19 protein-coding genes are annotated in these 21,857 nt (G+C 48.6%); 11 read left to right on the top strand and 8 right to left on the bottom strand.

Annotated elements, in window-relative coordinates; genetic code table 11:
* The first annotated feature begins 67 nt into the window (after positions 1-67).
* Together TPET_RS01930 and TPET_RS01925 are read left to right on the top strand one after the other, a co-directional pair.
* Complete coding sequence (locus TPET_RS01930) at positions 68-652, top strand: hypothetical protein (protein ID WP_008192247.1); 585 nt, start codon at positions 68-70, stop codon at positions 650-652.
* A complete protein-coding gene (locus TPET_RS01925) occupies positions 649-2,925 on the top strand; it encodes an ATP-binding protein (RefSeq protein ID WP_011943042.1) in 2,277 nt (758 codons plus the stop codon). The genes TPET_RS01930 and TPET_RS01925 overlap by 4 nt, the downstream gene beginning before the upstream one ends.
* Here the strand turns inward: TPET_RS01925 and TPET_RS01920 are convergent.
* Both TPET_RS01920 and TPET_RS01915 read right to left on the bottom strand, forming a co-directional pair.
* Entirely contained in the window at positions 2,922-3,776 is an 855-nt protein-coding gene (locus TPET_RS01920) for a cation diffusion facilitator family transporter (RefSeq protein ID WP_011943041.1), read from the bottom strand. The two genes, TPET_RS01925 and TPET_RS01920, sit on opposite strands and share 4 nt — an antisense overlap.
* Positions 3,777-3,789: 13 nt before the next feature.
* Positions 3,790-5,058 (bottom strand): TrpB-like pyridoxal phosphate-dependent enzyme, encoded by a 1,269-nt coding sequence (locus tag TPET_RS01915; RefSeq protein ID WP_011943040.1) that lies wholly within the window; start codon positions 5,056-5,058, stop codon positions 3,790-3,792.
* 45 nt (positions 5,059-5,103) lie between these two features.
* On the opposite strand from TPET_RS01915, the gene TPET_RS01910 reads away from it, so the two are divergent.
* From TPET_RS01910 to TPET_RS01900, 3 genes are read left to right on the top strand one after another with little or no spacing between them, the layout of a single operon-like run.
* On the top strand, positions 5,104-5,922 hold the full coding sequence (locus TPET_RS01910; protein WP_011943039.1) for a fumarate hydratase: 819 nt from the start codon (positions 5,104-5,106) through the stop codon (positions 5,920-5,922).
* Complete coding sequence (locus TPET_RS01905; RefSeq protein WP_011943038.1) at positions 5,912-6,406, top strand: FumA C-terminus/TtdB family hydratase beta subunit; 495 nt, start codon at positions 5,912-5,914, stop codon at positions 6,404-6,406. The genes TPET_RS01910 and TPET_RS01905 overlap by 11 nt, the downstream gene beginning before the upstream one ends.
* Before the next feature lie 5 nt (positions 6,407-6,411).
* Complete coding sequence (locus tag TPET_RS01900) at positions 6,412-7,542, top strand: NAD(P)-dependent malic enzyme (RefSeq protein WP_011943037.1); 1,131 nt, start codon at positions 6,412-6,414, stop codon at positions 7,540-7,542.
* Here the strand turns inward: TPET_RS01900 and TPET_RS09570 are convergent.
* From TPET_RS09570 to TPET_RS01875, 6 genes are all read right to left on the bottom strand, one after another.
* On the bottom strand, positions 7,534-7,740 hold the full coding sequence (locus TPET_RS09570) for a hypothetical protein (RefSeq protein WP_238374313.1): 207 nt from the start codon (positions 7,738-7,740) through the stop codon (positions 7,534-7,536). The genes TPET_RS01900 and TPET_RS09570 overlap by 9 nt on opposite strands.
* A 102-nt stretch (positions 7,741-7,842) precedes the next feature.
* Positions 7,843-8,772: an ABC transporter permease gene (locus TPET_RS01895; RefSeq protein ID WP_238374312.1), complete on the bottom strand. Its 930-nt coding sequence runs from the start codon at positions 8,770-8,772 to the stop codon at positions 7,843-7,845.
* The gene (locus TPET_RS01890) at positions 8,754-9,488 is read right to left on the bottom strand and encodes an ABC transporter ATP-binding protein (RefSeq protein WP_011943036.1); all 735 of its coding nucleotides are present in this window, start codon (positions 9,486-9,488) and stop codon (positions 8,754-8,756) included. The genes TPET_RS01895 and TPET_RS01890 overlap by 19 nt, the downstream gene beginning before the upstream one ends.
* An 11-nt stretch (positions 9,489-9,499) precedes the next feature.
* A complete protein-coding gene (gene thrB, locus TPET_RS01885; protein WP_011943035.1) occupies positions 9,500-10,345 on the bottom strand; it encodes a homoserine kinase in 846 nt (281 codons plus the stop codon).
* Positions 10,342-11,388, bottom strand: coding sequence for a threonine synthase (gene thrC / locus TPET_RS01880; protein ID WP_011943034.1), 1,047 nt, complete (start codon positions 11,386-11,388; stop codon positions 10,342-10,344). Before thrC ends, thrB begins: the two co-directional genes overlap by 4 nt.
* Entirely contained in the window at positions 11,388-13,550 is a 2,163-nt protein-coding gene (locus TPET_RS01875; RefSeq protein ID WP_048810850.1) for an aspartate kinase, read from the bottom strand. Before TPET_RS01875 ends, thrC begins: the two co-directional genes overlap by 1 nt.
* Before the next feature lie 228 nt (positions 13,551-13,778).
* On the opposite strand from TPET_RS01875, the gene ilvB reads away from it, so the two are divergent.
* From ilvB to leuA, 6 genes are read left to right on the top strand one after another with little or no spacing between them, the layout of a single operon-like run.
* Complete coding sequence (ilvB, locus tag TPET_RS01870; RefSeq protein ID WP_011943032.1) at positions 13,779-15,524, top strand: biosynthetic-type acetolactate synthase large subunit; 1,746 nt, start codon at positions 13,779-13,781, stop codon at positions 15,522-15,524.
* Positions 15,521-16,036: an acetolactate synthase small subunit gene (ilvN, locus tag TPET_RS01865; protein WP_004081340.1), complete on the top strand. Its 516-nt coding sequence runs from the start codon at positions 15,521-15,523 to the stop codon at positions 16,034-16,036. Before ilvB ends, ilvN begins: the two co-directional genes overlap by 4 nt.
* A complete protein-coding gene (ilvC, locus tag TPET_RS01860) occupies positions 16,036-17,046 on the top strand; it encodes a ketol-acid reductoisomerase (RefSeq protein ID WP_011943031.1) in 1,011 nt (336 codons plus the stop codon). Before ilvN ends, ilvC begins: the two co-directional genes overlap by 1 nt.
* Complete coding sequence (gene ilvD / locus TPET_RS01855; RefSeq protein ID WP_011943030.1) at positions 17,036-18,700, top strand: dihydroxy-acid dehydratase; 1,665 nt, start codon at positions 17,036-17,038, stop codon at positions 18,698-18,700. Before ilvC ends, ilvD begins: the two co-directional genes overlap by 11 nt.
* Before the next feature lie 12 nt (positions 18,701-18,712).
* A complete protein-coding gene (gene cimA / locus TPET_RS01850) occupies positions 18,713-20,329 on the top strand; it encodes a citramalate synthase (RefSeq protein ID WP_011943029.1) in 1,617 nt (538 codons plus the stop codon).
* Positions 20,316-21,857, top strand: a complete 1,542-nt coding sequence (gene leuA / locus TPET_RS01845) for a 2-isopropylmalate synthase (protein ID WP_011943028.1) — start codon at positions 20,316-20,318, stop codon at positions 21,855-21,857. Before cimA ends, leuA begins: the two co-directional genes overlap by 14 nt.

The following is a 21,857-nucleotide window of genomic DNA, read 5'->3' as shown; positions in this document are numbered from 1 at the left end:
CCTCTTGAAACGATCAAAAAGAACGCCTTAAATTTTCTTGAAAAACCCTTGAAAAAGGAGGGGTGAAATGAAGTACATTTTGATCAAAGGTTTGAGGTTTTTCGACTACCCGGGGGGCTGGTTGTTTTTTCGGAAAGAACTGGACAGCGCAAAACTTGAACTTTTGAACCACGTCTTGAGGACATTTGAAGGAGTGTTTGTGTTTATAAACCTCTTTTCAGAAGAGGTGGATCCTATCATCGCTGAAAAATTCATAAAGGACTATATTCCTCAGAATTCGATTGTTCTGGATGAGATCGTGGATTATCTCGATGTTTCTGTTGAACGAAGGCTGGATTTTTCCTACCCTGAGTTCACGTCTTCTCCCCTCTCTGAAAAATGTGAATGCCTCGTGTACGATGGTGAAAGATTCGAAAGAATAGATCTTTCAAGTTTCAGAGTGAAGCTCGAAGAAATAAGCGTTTTCGACGAATTGATGGAAGTTCCCGAGGAATCTTTTACCCTTTTGAAAGGGATCTTCTGGGATAGGGAAGTTGAGAGAATAAAGAACAGAAGAAGCGTAAAGTTCGTTGGTAAAATCTTGAAAAAGAAAAACCGGCCAAAGCTTGATGCATTGCTGCTGGAAGAAATCGAAACGGGGGATGAAACATGAAAATAGAGCGTGTACACGTTGAAGGGTTTGGAAAATTCGAGAATTTTTCTTTCCCCCTGAAAAGCGGGTTGAACATCATCTTCGGAGGGAACGCAGCTGGAAAAACCACCCTTGCGAATTTTATAAGATACTGCCTCACGGGAGAGCTTCCCGAACTTGAGAACTACAGGCCATGGTTTTCGAACAGGTTTGGGGGATATCTCGAGACGAGTGAGGGAAGGGTGGAATTCGGTCAGGGAAGACTGGATCCCGAACTGTTTTCCTTCACTTCTTTCATATCGGAGGGAGTGGACAACACCCTCAACGGTTCGAAAAAGGTCGCTTCCTTCCTTATGGAAAGCTACAGAAACAGACCCGAAGCAGTGGAACTTGAAAGGATATTGAACGAGGATTTCTCTGTCTTGATGAAGAAGACGAAAGAACTGGAGGCTGAGATCTCAAACCTGAAAGAGAGAGTTGAGGCCTGGAAAGAAAAAAGACGATCGCTCCTTCTGGTTTTGAAGAGAAAGAAAGAGCTTTCGCGGGATCTTCAGGAGAAGAGAAGACTTCTGGAGGAAGAGATCAATAGATTCGAGAGTGAAAAGTCTGAGAGATTGTCTTCTATCGAAGCCAGAATCAATGAGATGAAAGCGGAGCTTCTCCGTGTTGAAAAAGAACTCGAGGAGATCGAAAGGAAAACAGCGGTTTCCGAAGAAAAAGTTCGTGAAGCGATCGAGATTGCCCAGAAACTGGATTATTTGAGAGAGCGCGGTAAAGAACTGGAAAAAGAGATAGAATCACTCGAGGAAAAATCGAAAGATACGGAAGAAAGACTGAAGACGATCATGAAAGACTTCTCCGTCAGCAGTCTTGAAGAACTGAAACTCAAGTTGGAGAACATGAAGTTACAGATAGAATTGGTGGAAAACGAACAGAAAGCAAAGCTGAACGAGATAATAGGTCATCTCAGAGAGCCTCTCAGGGAAATAGATGAAAAACTCGAAGAAACTCAGGCAAAGATCGAAAATACAGGTGACGACATGAAGCGCTTCGACAAAACACTTTCTATTTTCAGGATTTTTGTTGCCGTTTTCCTGACCTTTGCACTGGTTTCCATCATCTTTGCCTTTCTCAAGTCGGGATACCTGTTCTTCTATCTGACACTGGCAGGAACAGGTGCCTCCGTGGTTTCCATGTGGAACTATTACAGGTTGAGAAGGAAATTGTTTGAACTTGAAAGTGAGCTCATGAATCTTTCGACGCAAAAGAGGTCGTTGATCGAGAGAAAGAACCAGATCGTGAGCAAGCTGAAGGAAACCGCAGGTGTTGATAACATCGAAGAACTCGAAAAATTTTTGAGGGATCAGATCGTGAAGAAGGTCTTCGAAAGAATACCGTTTCTTTCGAAGTACGGAAGTGAACCACGAAAGGCGGTTGAAAACGTGGAAGAACAGATGAGAGAACTTCTGATTTTGAAAAGCTCCGTTGAGGCTTCTCTATCTGCCAAGAAAAAGAATCTGGAAGAACTGCAGGAGTACTCCAGAGAGCAGGAAGAAGTACTGAAAAACACGCTGAAGGAAATAGGAGTCGACAGCGAAGATGAATTGAAGGTGTTGAGAGACCTTCTGGAAAGACGTGCAAATCTGAGGAAAACCAGAGATTCACTGGAAAAAGAAATCGCTAACTTCATGAAAGAAAAAGAAGAGATAGAATCGAGCAGATCAAACGCGAGAATAGAAGAACTCAAAAGAGAAGTGGAACAGATAGAAAGTGAACTGGAGAAACTCGTGGTTTCACCTCTCGAAGAACCTTTCGATGTTCTGGAAGCGCTTTTCAGGAAGAAGGTTGAACTCGAGATTTTTGAGCGGGCCATTGGTTACATTCCCGAGTTTAAGGATCGGATCAAAAAAGAACACGAGGAACTGTTGAGGGGTTACACAAGGGATCTGGCAGTAGAGTTGACGGATGTTTACAGAAGGTTCTTCAAGGAAAATCAGGTTTTCAAGGTTTCTCCGGATCTGATGGTGACGATCAACGTTCCCGAAGAAAAAAAGGTTGTCGATGTGTTGAACACCTCCGCTTTGAAACTCCTGAGTTTTCAGATGAAGAGGTTTATAAGTCGTGTTCTGGAGGTTGAGAGTCCCCTTGTTGTGGACAACACTTTTGTCGATCTGGACGATGAGAAGATAGACCTACTCTGGCAGGAACTGAAAGAGGTGTCCAAGACCAGACAGGTTGTACTATTCACCAGCGACAGGAGGCTTTTGAAAGAAGAACCCGTTTTGAAACTCTAACTGCAGATCATCTCTTTGCTGCATCTTTCACATTCGAGCTGAACGGTGGTGTGGGTTATCCCGTATTTTTTCAATCTTTTTTCTATTTCGTCTATGATCTTCTGGGCGTCTTTCAGTTCCATGTTGTCCACTTCAACGTGACACTCGAAGTGGATTTCTTTCTCTCCCACTCTCCAGGCGTGAAAATGGTGGGCGTTCCTCACACCTTCTATTTTTTCAATTTCCTCCTTTATTTTCTCAAAGTCCAGGTTCGGTGAAGCTTCCATGAGAATTTCAAGAGACTCCTTCACTATCTCATAGGCTTCTTTGAACATGTATAAGGCTATAACGAAGGCGAGAACAGGGTCGAGCCAGTATATTTTCCAGACCCTCATGAAAACAGCCCCAAGAACCACAAGGATCGAGGACAGGGTGTCTGCGATGAGATGCAGGTACGCAGATCGAACGTTCATACTTTCTTTGCTGTGGGTGTGAAGAAGGATGACAGAAAAGAAGTTGGCAGTGAGACCTATCGAGGAGACGAGGAGAAGCACCGACGTGTGAACGGTGGCGGGGTTTACCAATCTTTTCACCGCTTCGATGACAACGAGTGTTGAAACAACGAAGATGGATACGGAGTTCAAGAAAGCCACAATGATTTCGCTTCTTCTGTAGCCGAAGGTGTACTTTTTGTTCTTCGGTTTCTCGCTGATCTTCATCGCGATGAAGCTTCCGAGAAGGCTCATGGTATCGGAAAAATTATGAAGGGAGTCGCCCAGAAGGGCGAGACTCCCGGATATCAAGCCGCCGACCACTTCAGAGAGCGTTATGATGGCGTTCAGCCATATGGAGAACAGCAGTTTCTTCTTCACGTGTTTTACCTCCTCACACGTACGCTGTGAGATCGAGCAGACCGTGGCCGCTCAGAGTGAATACTATCACACGTTCTTTTCCTTCTTCTTTCGCTTTCTTTGCTTCCCTTATGGCTCCTGCGATGGCGTGAGCGGATTCCGGGGCGGGAATTATTCCTTCGAGCTTTGCGAAGATCTTCGCTGCCTCAAACGTCTCGTCCTGATCGAAAGCCTGTGCCTCCACAAGTCCTTCTTTCACGAGTCTTGCGATTATCGGAGCGGAGCCGTGGTATCTGAGACCTCCCGCGTGTATCTTCGGAGGAATGAAGTCCTTTCCAAGGGTGTACATTTTCAGCAGAGGTGTGAGTCCCGCGGTGTCTCCGAAATCGTAATCGTAATTCCCTTTCGTCAAGGATGGACACGCGGCGGGCTCGCAGGCGACGAACCTGATATCCCTTCCGGAAAGTTTGTCTGGAACGAAGGGAAGTATCGTTCCTCCAAAATTCGATCCTCCTCCGTGACATCCCAGTAAGATGTCTGGTTTTTCACCTATGAGTTCGAGCTGTTTCTTGATTTCGAGGCCTATAACCGTCTGGTGGAGCAGAACATGGTTCAATACGCTTCCGAGGGAGTACTTCGTGTTCGGATCAGACACGGCCACTTCCAGTGCTTCACTGATGGCGATGCCAAGACTACCTGGATTGTCTGGATCTTCACTCAGGATCTTCTTTCCGAAGTTCGTTTCTTCACTGGGGCTTGGAGTTACCTTTCCTCCGAAGAGGTTCATCATGTATTTTCTCATCGGTTTTTGCTGGTAGCTGATCTTCACCATGAACACTTTTACTTCCAATCCGAACTTGGCGCCGGCATATGAGAGAGCGCTACCCCATTGTCCCGCCCCCGTTTCTGTGACGAGCCTTTTGACCCCTTCTATCTTGTTGTAGTAGGCCTGGGCGATGGCTGTGTTCGGCTTGTGGCTTCCAGTGGGGCTCACTCCTTCGTACTTGTAGTAGATCCTCGCCGGAGTCTGGAGGTACTCTTCTAAGAAAGTGGCTCTGATGAGGGGAGTGGGTCTGTAAACGGCGTATTCTTTCAGAACGGGCTCGGGTATTTCGATGAAACGCTCTTCTGAGACCTCCTGTTCGATCAAACTCATGGGGAAGATAACAGAGAGCTTCTCGGGTGAAATGGGTTGTTTCGTTTCGGGGTCCAGCGGCGGATCGAGTTTGAACGGAAGATCTGCGAGTACGTTGTACCAGTGCTTTGGGATTTCCTCAGGTTTCAAATTCACAACAATTCTCATATTCCCCCTCCTTCAGTGATATAATCTTCCTTGAGGTGAAGAGCTTTGATAAACAAACATGTTATTTCCGAAAAGATCAAGAAGGCTATCATTGATGCCAACATAAAGATCAATCCAGAGGTAGAAGAAATCATCGAGCGGTACGAAGGTCCCTTTTCAGATATAATAAAGGAAAACTACCGCGTTTCCAAAGAGGAAAAACTTCCACTCTGTCAGGACACAGGGATAGTGGAATTCTTCGTCTTCATCGGTCACGAGGTAAAACTGGAAGAACCCATTGAGGAAACTCTGAACAGAGCCGTTGGAGAGGTGTACAGCGAGTATCCTTTTCGTTATTCGATCGTCACCGATCCACTCTTTGAAAGAATCAACACTGGAACGAACACTCCCGCAATCGTCCACATCTTCCAGGTGAAGGGAAAATCCCTTGAGATCAGATTTCTGGTGAAAGGTGGAGGCAGTGAAAATCTCACGGTTCTTCGTATGATGACTCCCACCTCGGATGTGGAGAAAGTCAAAGAATTCGTTATCGAGCACATCAAAGAACACGGAGCAAAGGCCTGCCCGCCGCTTCACGTGGGTATCGGAATCGGAGGAACAGCCGATAAGGCCCTTCTCCTCTCGAAGTTAGCGCTTACGAAGAGCTTCAAAGAGAGAAACAAAGATCCAAAGTACGCAGGGCTCGAAAAGGAACTTGAAAAGGAACTCAACTTTCTCGGAATAGGCTTTCAAGGTCTCGGAAAGGGTATCACTGTTTACTCTGTTCACATAGAACATTTTCCGACCCATATCGCCACCCTGCCGGTTGCCGTCTCGGTGGATTGCTACCTCTGCAGAAGGGGGAAAGTGACTTTTGAGGATTGAAGATCTGAAAGCCGGTCAGGAAATTCGTTACTCCGGTAAGCTCATCGTGATGAGAGATCAGGCTCAAAGACGCTTGAAAGAAATCGTTGATAGAGGAGAAGAACCACCGGTGGATCTCAGGGGTCAAATTGTCTTTTACGCGGGTCCCGCCAAAACGCCGTCTGGAAAGCCCGTGGGTGCCATAGGACCCACCACGAGTGCTCGAATGGACGACTACCTGGAGATGCTTTTCAAATTGGGAGCCATCGCAACGATAGGGAAGGGAAAGCGTTCAAAAAAGGCGATAGAGGCCTGTAAGAAGTGGAAGAGGGTTTATTTCGTTACCCCAAGCGGCACGGCCGCTGCCCTCTCGAAAAGGGTGAAGAAATCGAGAGTTTTGGCCTTTGAAGACCTCGGGCCCGAAGCGATCTACGAGATAGAAGTGGAGGATTTTCCCCTCATCGTGGCGATCGACAGCAGTGGGAACACGATTTTCAAGGAGTGAGAGATATGGATGCGCTCGAGATACACAGATTTCTGAAGGGAAAGATAAGAACTGCCCTTCCTGTTGAGAAGGTTGATAGGGAGACGCTATCTCTGCTCTACACACCCGGTGTCGCGGACGTTGCCAAAATCTGCGCTGAGGATCCAGAAAAGACCTACGTTTACACCTCAAGATGGAACACAGTTGCCGTTGTTTCAGACGGAAGCGCCGTTCTGGGACTCGGTGACATAGGGCCTTACGGTGCCCTTCCAGTGATGGAGGGGAAAGCCTTTCTTTTCAAGGCTTTCGCCGATCTCGACGCCTTTCCCATCTGTCTCTCTGAATCGGATGAGGAAAAAATAATCTCCATTGTGAAGAGTTTAGAGCCGAGCTTTGGCGGCATAAACCTCGAGGACATAGGAGCGCCGAAGTGTTTTCGAATCCTTCAGCGCCTCTCGGAAGAGATGAACATTCCTGTTTTCCACGACGACCAGCAGGGAACCGCCGTTGTGGTGTCCGCGGCTTTTCTCAACGCACTGAAACTCACGGGGAAAAAGATCGAAGAAGTAAAGGTGGTTGTGAACGGCATAGGAGCCGCTGGCTACAACATCGTGAAATTTCTACTCGATCTTGGTGTAAAAAACGTTGTAGCTGTCGACAGAAAAGGTATCCTCAACGAAAAGAATCCGGAGACCTGTTTGAACGAGTACCACCTCGAAATCGCACGTACCACCAATCCAGAAGGACTATCGGGCGATCTTGAAACGGCCCTGGAAGGGGCTGATTTCTTCATAGGTGTTTCGAGGGGGAACATCCTCAAACCAGAGTGGATAAGGAAGATGAACAGAAAACCTGTGATATTCGCCCTCGCGAATCCTGTTCCCGAGATAGATCCAGAACTCGCAAGGGAAGCGGGTGCCTTCATCGTTGCAACGGGAAGGTCAGATCATCCAAACCAGGTGAATAACCTCCTCGCTTTCCCCGGCATTATGAAAGGAGCTGTGGAAAAAAGATCGAAGATCACAAAGAACATGCTTCTCTCCGCCGTGGAAGCCATCGCTCGCTCGTGTGAACCAGAACCAGAGCGCATCATACCGGAGGCTTTCGACATGAAGGTTCATTTGAACGTCTATACTGCTGTCAAAGGTTCAGCGTGAGAAGAATTTCAGCCTTTTCTCTCTTTGCCATCCGAGAACAACGTAATCTGAGTTGAATATTCTGAACACAAAAACTGTGGTGACAATCGAAAAGATGAGAAGGTACAGAATTCCTGAAACAATGAGACCGTAGTCTCCATAGAAAGCCAGCTTTGGAGACATTATGGGATGGGAGAAAGGAATCAGGAAAACGATCACTTTGAGAACTCCTGGAAGGTTCGAAAAATCCATTATCATGTTCGCTATCATCGGAACCAGTGCGAGTATCGAAATGGGAAACGTGAGAAGCTGAGCGCTTCTTTAGTCTTTTGCCATCATACCGAGTAGCATACAGAGAGAAAGGCCAGCTAAGATGGAAAGAAAGAGACTCGACCCCATCAGCAGGAAATCCACAGCCTTAAAGTTCAACCCCATTCCCTGAACATTCTGCGTCAGAGAATTCATATAGCTGTAAAAGCCTGCCATGTATATTCCCGCAAGGATCAGACCAACGATCGCACTTCCCACGATCTTTGCGAGTGCGATGTGTTCTCGCTTCACGGGCATCGTGAGGAGTGTCTCGAGGGTCTTGTTCTCTTTCTCCATCGCGAGTGAAGAGATGAGGGAAGATCCTGACATGACTATCAGCATCATGATGAGAATGGGAATCATTATGTTTTGAGAGTAGAAGACGTTCATTATCGCTTCTGGTGAGTGATTTTTGAAGAGGCTTCCCCTCAAGTAGGTGTGTTGAACGATCTCGAGTGGATCGAACAGAAGCTGGGCTTTTTTCGGATCGTTCAGTAAGAATGAAGCAAGCTGCACCTTGAGGGATTCGATCAGGGATGAGATCGTACCCGTGGAGACCGCTTCTGACAGGCCGGTTCCTCTCAGGTACCACACAATTTCCAACCGCGCTTTTTCACCTGATTCCAAGCTTTGAGAAAAACCTTTGGGTATCACAATGATCGCAGGAGCCTTTTCCTTCTTCACAGCTTCTTCCGCTTCTTTCAGATCACTTCCTGCGTACACGATATCCACCATATTGCCGAGTGCTTTTTCTGCGAGTTCGGCGATCGTTCCTGTGTCTTCCCTCACGATCGCCACCTTCTGACCAACAGTGGATTTCTCTACGGTGCTTTTGAACACGTTGCCCAGTGAACCGTACAGAACAGCCACCACAATGACAGAGACAATTGCTCCCAGATTGAGAAGTTCTTTTATCTCTTTCTTCAGAAGTTTTCCGAACATTTCACCACCTCCTCGAAGACCTCTTCGATGTTCTGTGCTTTGTACCTTTCCTTGAGTTCTTCAACGGTTCCCGTTTCCACAATCGTTCCGTTGTGAATCAGCGCTATTCGATCACAGAGGAATTCCACTTCGAGCATGTTGTGAGAAGAGACCAGTATGGTGAGACCTTCCTGAGATGCCTGTTTCAATATCTTTCTCACTTCTCTTGCGTTGAGGACATCGAGGCCGGAGGTGGATTCGTCGAGGATGGCGAGACGAGGATTCACCATCAAAGCCCTCGCTATGAGGAGTTTTCTCACCATACCTTTGCTGTAGGTTGAGACTCTGTCTTTTATCTTTTCACCGAGACCGGCGATCTCCGTTGCCCGTTCGACCATCTCTTCTATCTCGCTTGAGCTGGAAGCGTAGAAACCCGCAACGAATCTCAGGTATTCGATTCCCTGCATGTTCCTGTAGGCGCCCGCTTCTTCGGGAAGGTAGCTGATCAGCTTTCTCACTTCGTGTGGTTCTTCAACAACGTTCTTTCCAAATACGGTGACGATTCCGGAGGAAGGCTTGATCAGCGTGGAGATGATCCTGAGTGTGGTGGTCTTTCCCGCACCGTTCGGTCCTATGAGACCAAAGATCTCTCCTTCTTCGATCTCAAAAGAAATTCCCTTCAGGATCTCTTTCTTTCCAATTCTTTTTCTCAGATCCTTTACAACCACTGCCCCCATCGATACACCCCCTATTCTGAAACTATCATCCCCCTGTTGTTCACCCTCAGCTTCAGAACGTCCTTGAGATAGGGAATCCCTTCAAAGTCATTTATATTGGAACAAACAGAAGGACCGGATCCGCTCACAAACCAGTACTCGGGATTTTTTGATAAGATGGCTTCCACAAACTCTTTCATCTTCTTATTGCCGTTTATCCTGTAGTTCTGGTGAAGTCGATCTCCCACGTATTTCAGAGCCTCTTTGATCTTTCCAGCTGCGATCTTTGCAAGGAACTGGCATGAATTCTTTATGTTGAAGACCGCATCTTCGAAAGGGACCTTCTCCGGAAGGATCTTTCTCATCTCGTTCGTGCACATCGAAAAGTTTGGAACGAAAAATGTGAGAGAAAGATCGATCTCGAACTTTTCAAAATCAAGATGACTTCCGTTTTGATAACAGACCACAAGCCCCCCTGTGAAAGCGGGTACAACGTTGTCAGGGTGTCCTTCCAGCTCCACAGCGAGTTTCATAAGATCTTCCCGTGAAAGATTTCTGCCCGTTCCTTCGTTCGCAATGTGGAGTGCCGCGACGATCACAGCGGCGCTCGATCCAAGACCGCTCGATACAGGGATGTTGCATGTCTGCTTGATCCTGACTGGCGGAACTCTGTACCCGGTTTTTCTCTCAAAGAACCTGAAGACTTCGAAAAACAGATTGTGGTCCTTCAAATCCGAAGCGTATTTTCCAGTACTTTCTATGGTTGTCTCTTTTGTATCGAAAGAAAACTCCACTTCGTTGAAAAGATCCAGCGCGAGTCCAAAGACGTCGAATCCCGCTCCGAGATTGGTCGTTGTGGCCGGTACCAGGACCTTCATATGTCGAGTACCTCCAGAATCTCTTCTACTCTTCCTTCTATGATCCTTGGGGGTTCAAGCTGTGAGATGACGATGTTCGGATCTTTCAAACCGTTCCCTGTGAGGGTACACACAACGATCTCTCCACCCCTGAAGATTCCCTGTCTGTGCTTCTTCAAAAGCCCCGCTATCGATGCAGCGGATGCGGGCTCACAGAAGATCCCTTCTTTCTGAGCCAAGAGTCTCTGTGCGCGCAGTATTTCTTCGTCGCTCACCATGTCGATGTCTCCACCCGATTCATCGCGTGCCCGGACCGCTTTTTCCCAGTTCGCGGGGTTACCGATCCTTATTGCAGTGGCGACCGTCTCCGGGTTTTCTATGGGATGACCGCGAACTATGGGGGCGGCCCCTTCCGCCTGGAATCCCATCATCTTCGGCAGTTTGGTGGAGAACCCATGCTGATAATACTCCTTGTATCCCATCCAGTAAGCGGAGATGTTGCCCGCGTTTCCCACGGGGATGAAGTGGTAGTCCGGTGCATCTCCGAGCTCGTCGACTATCTCAAAAGCGGCCGTTTTCTGACCTTCGAGTCTGTAGGGATTGATACTGTTCACGAGTGTGATGGGATATTTGGATGTGATCTCCTTGACCAGTTCCAGACACTTGTCGAAATTCCCTCTCACCTGAAGCACCACGGCGCCGTATATCATCGCCTGAGCCAGCTTTCCGAGTGCGATCTTCCCTTCTGGTATCAGAACGATCGCCTTTATTCCTGCCCTTGCGGCGTACGCGGCAGCGGATGCGGAGGTGTTCCCCGTTGAAGCGCACATGATGGCTTTCGAGCCTTCTTCCAGTGCCTTTGCGACGGCAACGACCATTCCTCTGTCTTTGAAGGACCCCGTCGGATTGGCCCCTTCGTATTTTACGTAGATGTTTATTCCGAGTTCCCTGCTCATGTTCACGAGGGGTATGAGAGGAGTGTTCCCTTCATTCAAAGAGAGCATGGGGGTTTTGTCTGTTACGGGAAGAAATTCTCTGTACTTTTCGAGTATTCCCAATTTCATCACTCCCTGTCCAGTTCGAATCTGCTGTGGATCGCCTTCACGGCATCCTCCACGTATTTCCCGTCTATGATCACAGAGATCCTGCTGTTCGATGCACTGATCATATCGATGTTGATCCCCTCGTTCGCCAGTGTTTCAAAGAGAGTGGCGGAGATTTCAGGTGTTGAGGTGAGGTTCACCCCTACGATGGAGACCTTTGCGAGTCCTTTTTCAATGATGATTTCTTTTGCGTCGCTTCTTGTTTTCAAAAGGTCGATGTCGAGTTTTCCAAGCTGGGATTCTGGAACGATGAATGCTACAGTGTTGTACTCTCCATTTTTCATTCCCTGTATGATCATGTCGATGTTCACTCCCATCTGTGAGAGAGTTCTCATAATCCGTGCTGCGACACCGGGTTTGTCCGGTACATCCTTCAGAACAACCTTCGCCATACCATCTTCAAAGGTAACCGCCCTGACGATTGGATTCTCCACTTTTGTCCCCTCCCATATGAGAGTTCCACGAGTCTCCTTGTGTGCGTTCTTTATGAGAACCTTGACACCGTACTTTCTCGCGAATTCTGCCGCTCTTGCCTGCAGCACCTGGGCACCGTGTCTTGAAAGCTCGATCATCTCTTCCCAGGAGAGCTCTTTTATCACCCGCGCGTTCTTTACGATCCTGGGATCCGCCGTGTACACCCCGTCCACGTCTTTGTAGAGTTCACACAGATCCGCTCCCAGTGAGTAAGCGAGAGCGATCGCTGTGAGATCCGATCCACCCCTCCCGAGGGTGGTGATGTCCCCCGTCTCGGTTATACCCTGAAACCCGGCGACGACAGGTATGAAATCTTGTTTCAAATACCTCGAAATGATATCCGTGTTGATATCGATGATCCTTGCCGATCCGTAACGTTTGTCGGTTATGATCCTCAGTTGATTTCCAGTGAAGGAAATCGATTTGTAACCTCTCTTTCTGAGTGCGATACTCATGAGAGCCACGCTCTGTATCTCTCCTGTCGAAAGAAGGAGGTCGAGTTCTCTCGGATCAGGGTTTTCGTCGATTGTCTTTGCGAGTTCTATCAGGTGATCTGTGGTGTCTCCCATAGCGGAAAGTACGACAACGGGTTTCACACCGCTCTTCTTCCTCTTTATGATCTTCTCGGCCACCTTCTCGAGTTTTTCCACATCGGAGATGGCGGCTCCACCGAACTTCATCACCACAACTGAGAACTTCTCGGCACCGACGAGAACTTTGTACTTCGCCACTCTGAAGAGATCCGCTATCACGGCGCTGGCGGTGGGATATCCACCCGCTCCCCTTCCCTTCAAAAGGAAATCTCCAGCGAGATCGGTTGAAACTTCTATCGCGTTGTCCACACCGTCCACGTTGAAGAACGGATCCTCTGGTGTCACTTCTCTCAAACGCACCTCGTATCTGTTTGTCGCAAAGTCGAGTTCTCCGATCAGCTTCAGCTTTCTTCCAGAGCGAACGATCTCCTTGAGATACTCCGGATCTATTCTGGTTATGCCTTCAAACTGCACGCTGTCTATGCCCGGGAACCTTCCCGTTACCACACCGGCCAGAACGGAAACCTTGTACGCCACGTCGTAACCTTCGATGTCGTTTGTAGGGTCAGCCTCAGCGTAGCCAAGATCCTGAGCCTCTTTCAAAACTTCTTCGAAAGATCTTCCCTTGCTCATCTCCGTGAGGATGTAATTCGTTGTTCCGTTCATTATTCCACGTATCCTTGTGACTTTCTGAAAGATCAGATAATCCTGAAGGAGAGATATTATGGGAATACCCCCACCCACAGATGCCTCGAAGAAAAGCTTTCGTTTCTTTATGTACTCTAAGAATTCATTGCCGTACTCGGAGATGAGATTCTTGTTTGGGGTTACCACGATTCTCCCCAGCTCCAAAGCACGTCGTACGAGATCGACCGCCACGTCTGTCCCACCTATTGCTTCCACAACCACGTCGCTGTTCAAGATGAGATCATCGAAATCGAAAGCTATCTCCTCTTTCGACACACCGAGTAGTTCGTATTTTTTAGGAGAGCGATTTATCACCTTTGAAATGATGAACTTTTCACCGACTCTTTTTTCTATTTCATTTCCTCTTTCTTTCAGTATGCGATATATACTGCCGCCCACAGTTCCAAGCCCCGCGATTCCTACCCGCACTTTTCTCACTCCCTGGGAAGAGTTTGTGAACATTTTAAAGGATCGATATGTTCGCATCTTATCCTAAATTTTACATTTTCATGATAAAAATGCTACTTCTAACAAAAAATTCGATTCAACAACTTGACATTTTAAAGCGAGTGATATACCATTCCTAAAAACCCCTCTTGATTTATTTATTATTCCAGATCTGGTATAATCATTCAACCTCCGAGAGGAGTGGTTCACGTGAAGATGAAAGGTTCAAAGATGTTATTTGAAGCCCTTCTGAAAGAGGGAGTCGATACGATTTTCGGTATCCCTGGTGGTGCAATCATCAACGTATACGACGAACTCTGCAATTACGAAGATAAGATAAAATTCTATCTCTTCAGACACGAGCAGGGAGCCACACACGCGGCAGATGGTTACGCGAGGGTCACGGGAAAGCCCGGAGTGGTCATCGTCACTTCCGGGCCAGGTGCCACGAACACGGTCACAGGCATAGCCACCGCCTACATGGATTCGATTCCGATCGTGGTGATCACCGGTCAGGTTCCCACCTCTTTCATAGGAACAGACGCCTTTCAGGAAGTGGATGTCACGGGAATCACCATGCCCATCACCAAGCACAACCACCTCGTTACGAGTATAGAAGAACTTCCTTACGCGATAAAAGAAATGTTCTACGTTGCCACAACGGGAAGGCCGGGACCTGTCCTTCTGGACTTCCCAAAGGATATACAAACTGCCGAGGGGGAATTCAACTATCCTGATACGGTGGAAATTCCGGGATACAAACCCACGGTGAAAGGTCATCCCAAACAGATAAAGAAAGCGGTTGAACTCTTGAAAGAATCGAAGCGCCCCGTTGTCATTGTAGGTGGTGGAGCGAATCTTTCCGGTGCAATGGATCTCGTAAACCAGTTCATCGACAAATTCAAGGTTCCCGCTGTCAGCACGCTCATGGGACGCGGTGTGAATCCTTCCGACGAGAAGCTTTACTACGAAGGAATAGGAATGCACGGTACTTACTATGGAAACTACGCTGTGGCCAACGCGGATCTTGTCATCGCCCTCGGTGTGAGATTCAGCGACAGGATCCTCGGAAATCCCAGGACATTCGCAAAGAACGCCAAGATAGTCCACGTTGACATAGATCCCGCCGAGATCGGGAAGAACGTAAGGGTAGACGTGCCCATAGTCGGTGATCTGAAGAGTGTCCTACAGGAATTCTTGAAATACGAAATCGAGACGGACTTCTCAGACTGGGTCGAAGAGCTCCAGGAGATAAAGAAAAAGTACCCGCTCACCTACAAGAGGGATGGGAAGCTCATAAAACCTCAGTACGTTGTGGAAAAGGTGAACAAAGTCTTTCCAGATGACACGGTGGTCGTTGCGGATGTGGGACAGAACCAGATGTGGGTTGCACAGTTCTACAAATTCAAACATCAGAGGTCTTTCCTGTGTTCCGGAGGACTTGGAACGATGGGATATGCCCTTCCTGCCGGGATAGGAGCCAAAATAGGAGTTCCTGACAGAGAAGTTGTAGTCTTCGCTGGAGACGGTGGTTTCCAGATGAACATACAGGAGCTCATGACGATAAAAAGGTACAACCTTCCTGTGAAGATCATCGTGATGGACAACAAAGCGCTGGGAATGGTGAGACAGTGGCAGCAGCTCTTTTTCAACTGCAGATACTCTGCCACCATTCTGTCTGACAACCCGGATTTCGCGAAGATAGCGGAAGCTGTTGGTATAAAAGCAATGAGAATAGAAAAGCCCGATCAGGTCGATGAAGCGATCGAGAAACTCGCAAAATCCAAAGAGCCGATGCTCATTCACGCCGTCGTTGATCCCGCCGAGAACGTTCTTCCGATGGTACCACCGGGAGGAGACGTGGGAACACCGCTCATTGAAGCCCCATACGACGAAACCTTCGTGGAAAGAGTTCTGAAGGTCATCGAAGAGAGCAGGAGAGGTGATGAAAGATGACGGACCAGATTCGAGAGCATCTTGTGTCCATGCTCGTTCACAATAAACCCGGTGTAATGAGGAAGGTGGCGAACCTGTTCGCCAGAAGGGGGTTCAACATCAGCAGTATCACCGTTGGAGAATCGGAAACTCCGGGTCTTTCTAGGCTCGTCATAATGGTGAAGGGCGACGATAAAACGATAGAACAGATAGAAAAACAGGCCTACAAACTCGTGGAGGTTGTGAAGGTAACTCCCATCGATCCCCTTCCGGAGAACCGCGTGGAAAGAGAAATGGCTCTGATCAAGGTGAGGTTCGATGAGGACAAACAGGAGATCTTCCAGCTCGTCGAGATATTCAGGGGTAAGATCATCGATGTTTCCAGAGAAGGTGCGATCATAGAGATCACTGGTGCGAGAAGCAAAGTGGAGGCTTTCATAAATCTTCTTCCTCAGAAGCAGGTGGAAGAAATAGCGAGAACAGGTATCGTGGCCATGAACAGATGGAATGTAAAAGAAGGGGAGGGATTCTGATGGCAGTGATTTATTATGACAAAGACGCGGATCTCGAACTGATCAGGGACAAAAAGATCGCGATCATAGGGTACGGAAGTCAGGGGCATGCGCACGCGTTGAATCTGAAAGACAGCGGTCTCAACGTTGTGGTCGGATTGAGAGAGGGAAGCAAGAGCTGGAAGAAGGCGGAGGAACAGGGTCTCACCGTGAAAGCAATAGAAGAAGCGGCAAAAGAGGCCGACATCATCATGATGCTCATCCCAGATGAGAACCAGCCGGAGATCTACAAAAAATACATAGAAAAACACCTCACCGAGGGTAAGATGCTGATGTTCGCCCACGGGTTCAACATCCACTATCACCAGATCATACCTCCGAAGAACGTGGATGTGACGATGATCGCTCCGAAGAGCCCTGGTCACATCGTGAGAAGAGAATACGTCGAAGGAAGGGGTGTGCCGGCTCTCGTAGCGGTCTATCAGGACTACACCGGTAAAGCCAAAGATATAGCGCTCGCTTATGCCAAAGGTATCGGTGTGACAAGGGCGGGTGTGATAGAGACGACCTTCAAGGAAGAGACGGAAACGGATTTGTTTGGAGAGCAGGCGGTCCTCTGTGGTGGAGTAACGGCTCTCATAAAAGCTGGTTTCGAAACTCTTGTGGAGGCGGGTTATCAACCGGAAATAGCTTACTTTGAGTGTCTCAATGAGCTCAAGCTCATCGTTGACCTCATCTACGAGGGTGGTCTCTCTTTCATGAGATACTCCGTCAGCAACACCGCGGAGTACGGTGACTACATCAGTCAGGAAAAGATCGTTACAAAAGAAGTGAGGGAGAACATGAAGCAGATGCTCAAGGACATTCAGACGGGAAAGTTCGCCAAGGACTGGATACTCGAAAATCAGGCGGGAAGACCCTACTTCTACACCATGAGAAAGAAAGAATCAGAGCATCTCATAGAAAAAGTAGGAAAAGAACTCAGAAAAATGATGCCTTGGCTCAAGGAGAGGAACGTGGATGAGGAGTGATGTGATAAAGAAAGGTCTCGAAAGGGCTCCCCATAGATCACTTTTGAAAGCGCTCGGAATAACGGACGACGAAATGCGAAGGCCTTTCATCGGCATAGTGTCCTCGTGGAACGAGATCATTCCCGGCCATGTCCACCTTGACAAGGTCGTTGAAGCGGTGAAAGCCGGTGTGAGAATGGCCGGGGGAGTTCCCTTCGTCTTTCCAACGATCGGGATCTGTGACGGAATAGCAATGGATCACAGGGGGATGAAGTTTTCCTTGCCCTCGAGGGAACTCATAGCGGACTCCATAGAGATCGTTGCAAGCGGTTTCCCCTTCGATGGTTTGGTCTTCGTCCCCAACTGCGACAAGATCACACCCGGCATGATGATGGCCATGGGAAGATTGAACATCCCGTCCGTTCTGATATCCGGCGGTCCCATGCTCGCAGGTCGCTACAACGGCAGAGACATCGATCTCATCACCGTCTTCGAAGCGGTTGGTGGATACAAAGTGGGAAAAGTCGATGAAGAAACGCTCAAAGCGATAGAAGACCTCGCGTGTCCCGGTGCCGGTTCGTGTGCTGGATTGTTCACCGCGAACACGATGAACTCTCTGGCGGAAGCTCTCGGAATTGCACCGAGGGGGAATGGGACTGTACCGGCCGTCCACGCGAAGAGGTTGAGAATGGCGAAAGAAGCGGGGATGCTCGTTGTGGAACTCGTGAAAAGAGATGTAAAACCAAGGGATATCGTCACTCTGGACTCTTTCATGAACGCTGTCATGGTGGACCTCGCAACGGGAGGTTCCACGAACACAGTTCTGCATTTGAAGGCGATAGCCGAGAGTTTTGGAATAGATTTCGATATAAAGCTCTTTGACGAACTCAGCAGGAAGATTCCTCACATCTGCAACATCTCTCCCGTTGGTCCGTACCACATCCAGGATCTCGACGATGCTGGTGGTATCTACGCTGTGATGAAACGTCTCCAGGAAAATGGTCTTTTGAAGGAAGACGCCATGACCATCTATTTGAGAAAGATTGGAGATCTCGTCAGAGAGGCTAAGATCCTGAATGAAGATGTGATCAGGCCCTTCGATAATCCGTACCACAAAGAGGGCGGACTCGGTATCCTCTTCGGGAACCTCGCTCCAGAAGGAGCGGTTGCCAAACTCTCCGGTGTTCCCGAGAAGATGATGCACCACGTTGGCCCGGCCGTCGTCTTTGAAGACGGAGAAGAGGCGACAAAAGCCATTCTATCTGGAAAGATCAAAAAAGGAGATGTGGTTGTGATCCGCTACGAAGGGCCGAAGGGCGGTCCCGGGATGAGAGAGATGCTCTCACCCACCTCCGCCATCGTGGGGATGGGCCTTGCGGAGGACGTGGCTCTCATCACAGACGGTAGGTTCTCGGGTGGATCGCACGGTGCCGTGATAGGTCACGTTTCTCCAGAAGCGGCAGAAGGCGGTCCTATAGGTATCGTGAAAGACGGGGACCTCATCGAGATAGATTTTGAAAAGAGAACCCTGAATCTCTTGATCTCAGACGAAGAGTTCGAAAGAAGAATGAAAGAGTTCACGCCTCTGGTGAAAGAAGTGGACAGCGATTACCTGAGAAGGTACGCATTCTTCGTACAGTCGGCGAGCAAGGGGGCAATCTTCAGGAAGCCCTGAGGAGGTGGTCTTTTGAGTATAAAGGTCTACGATACAACGCTCAGGGACGGTGCGCAGGCCTTTGGAGTTTCTTTCTCACTCGAAGATAAGATCAGAATTGCCGAGGCACTCGATGACCTCGGTGTTCACTATCTTGAAGGGGGTTGGCCTGGCTCCAACCCGAAGGATATAGCGTTTTTTGAAGCTGTAAAAGGTATGAACTTCAAGAATCTGAAAGTGGCGGCCTTCAGTTCCACAAGAAGGCCCGACGTAAAAATAGAAGAAGACGCGAACATTCAGACCCTCATAAAAGCGGAAACACCTGTTTACACGATCTTTGGAAAGAGCTGGGATCTTCACGTGGAGAAAGCTCTGCGAACAACGCTCGAGGAGAATCTGAAGATGATATACGACACAGTTTCATATCTCAAAAGATTCGCCGATGAAGTGATATACGACGCGGAACACTTCTTCGATGGGTACAAGGCGAACAGAGAATACGCCCTCAAGACCCTGAAGGTGGCAGAGGAAGCGGGTGCTGATTGTCTTGTTCTTGCCGATACGAACGGGGGAACGCTTCCCCACGAGATCGAGGAGATCATCGAAGATGTGAAAAAACACGTGAAAGCTCCGCTCGGTATACACGCTCACAACGATTCGGATGTGGCGGTGGCGAACACACTTGTGGCCGTGAGAAAAGGAGCTGTGCACGTTCAGGGAACCATAAACGGACTTGGGGAGAGATGTGGAAACGCGAATCTTTGCTCGGTGATCCCAAATCTCGTCCTCAAGATGGGGCTCGAGGTTATACCAAGAGAGAACTTGAAGAAACTCTTCGATGTGGCACACCTCGTGGCGGAACTCTCCGGAAGACCTCACATCGAGAACATGCCTTACGTGGGTGATTACGCCTTCGCACACAAGGGAGGAGTTCATGTTTCCGCTATAAAACGCGATCCAAGGACTTACGAGCACATCAACCCAGAGCTTGTGGGAAACAGAAGGATCATATCCATCTCAGAGCTTTCCGGTAAGAGCAACGTGCTGGAGAAGATAAGAGAAATGGGATTCGAAGTAGATGAATCATCGCCCAAGGTCAGGGAGATTCTCGAAAAGATCAAGGAATTGGAAGCGCAGGGATACCATTTCGAAGGAGCGGAAGCATCTTTTGAACTCCTTGTCAGGGATATGCTCGGGAAAAGAAAGAAGTACTTTGAGTTTCTCGGCTTCACCGTGATGACCATAAAGAACAGGGATGAGGAGAGTTTCTCCGAAGCAACCGTGAAGGTCAGAGTCCCGGACGAAGTTGCAAAAAAACTGGGACACGACGAACCCTTTGAACACACCGCAGCAGAAGGAGAAGGACCGGTAGAAGCGCTCGACAGAGCGGTGAGAAAGGCCCTCGAAAAATTCTATCCGTCTTTGAAAGACACGAAACTCACAGACTACAAGGTGAGAATCCTGAACGAGCAGGCGGGTACCAGAGCGACAACACGGGTTCTCATAGAGTCCAGCGATGGAAAGAGAAGGTGGGGAACTGTGGGTGTCTCACCAAACATCATAGAGGCTTCCTGGACCGCTCTTCTCGAATCCTTAGAGTACAAGCTTCACAGGGATGAAGAGGAGATGAGAAACGATGAGGAGAATTAAGATCTTCGATACAACGTTGAGGGATGGAGAGCAATCCCCAGGGGCTTCGATGTCGGTTGAGGAAAAAGTAGAAATGGCACTCATGTTAGAGGATCTCGGTGTCGATCTCATCGAGGCTGGGTTTCCCGTTTCATCTCCCGTGCAGTTTGAAGCTGTAAAAAGAGTTGCGAGCGCCGTTCAGAAACCCATAGTGGTGGGACTCGCAAGGTGTGTTGAAAAGGACATAGACGCGGTGTACGAGGCTCTCAAGGATCGACCAAAAGACAAACGTATGATACACGTTTTCATAGCGACCTCTCCGATTCACAGAAAATACAAACTGAGAATGGAGAAAGAGGAAATCCTCGAGAGGATCAGAAGATACGTCGGCTACGCAAAACAGTTTTTCGACCTTGTGGAGTTCTCGGCGGAAGACGCTTCGAGAACGGAGGTTCCCTTTTTGATAGAAGCCTACAAGACGGCGATCGAAGCCGGAGCCACAACGATCAATGTTCCGGACACGGTGGGGTACGCCCTTCCCGATGAGTTTGGAGAACTCATAAAGACCTTGAGAGAGGGTGTGCCCGGTATAGAGAATGTCGATCTTTCTGTGCACTGTCACAACGATCTTGGACTCGCTGTGGCGAACTCCCTCGCTGCCGTTCAGAACGGAGCCACCCAGGTCGAAGTGACTCTGAACGGTATCGGAGAGAGGGCAGGAAACTGTGCCCTGGAAGAGTTCGTGATGATCCTCAAGGTGAGGAAAGACAAACTTCCCTACGAGACGGGTATAAAGACAGAGCTCATATACCCCGCTTCCAGGCTCCTCACACATATAACGGGGCTCATCCCGTCCAGAAACAAACCCATAGTGGGAGAGAACGTGTTCCTTCACGAGTCGGGTATACACCAGGATGGTGTGCTGAAACACAGGGAGACCTACGAGATCATGAAACCATCCGATATCGGCAGGTCTTCCGAGACGCTCGTGCTTGGAAGACACTCCGGAAAGCACGCCCTCAGAAAGAAGCTGGAGAGCTACGGCATCAAACTCGACGAAGAGACCTTCCAGAAAGTGTTCGAGAAGTTCACAGAACTCGCCGACAGAAAGAAAGAGGTTTACGACGATGATCTTTTCTCGATCGTCTCGGAAGTTTTGAGGGAGCCCATCAACGGTTACAAGCTCGTTCACTTCCATGTACACACCGGAAACACGCTGCTTCCAACCGCGGCGGTCGTGCTTCAGGTTGGAGATGAAAAGAAAGAAGCAGCAGAGGCAGGAAACGGTCCAGTGGATGCTATCTTCAAGGCTATAGACAAAGCGCTCGGTATTCAACCGAAGCTCGAGGAGTACATAATTCAGGCGGTTGGAACTGGAAAGAACGCACAGGGAGAGGTCAAACTCACGTTGAGAATAAACGGTGAACTCTACAGTGGAAGGGGTGTCTCCACGGACATAGTGGAAGCCTCTGCGATAGCTTACATAAACGCAATAAACAAGTACCTCATCGCTAAAGGCCTTCTCAGAAAAAACGGGGGTGCTGAGTGA

The organism is Thermotoga petrophila RKU-1, from assembly GCF_000016785.1.
GTDB classification, from domain to species: domain Bacteria; phylum Thermotogota; class Thermotogae; order Thermotogales; family Thermotogaceae; genus Thermotoga; species Thermotoga petrophila.
The sequence above is the reverse complement of the archived record's forward strand: the minus strand, read 5'-3'. Positions and strand labels throughout refer to the sequence as shown.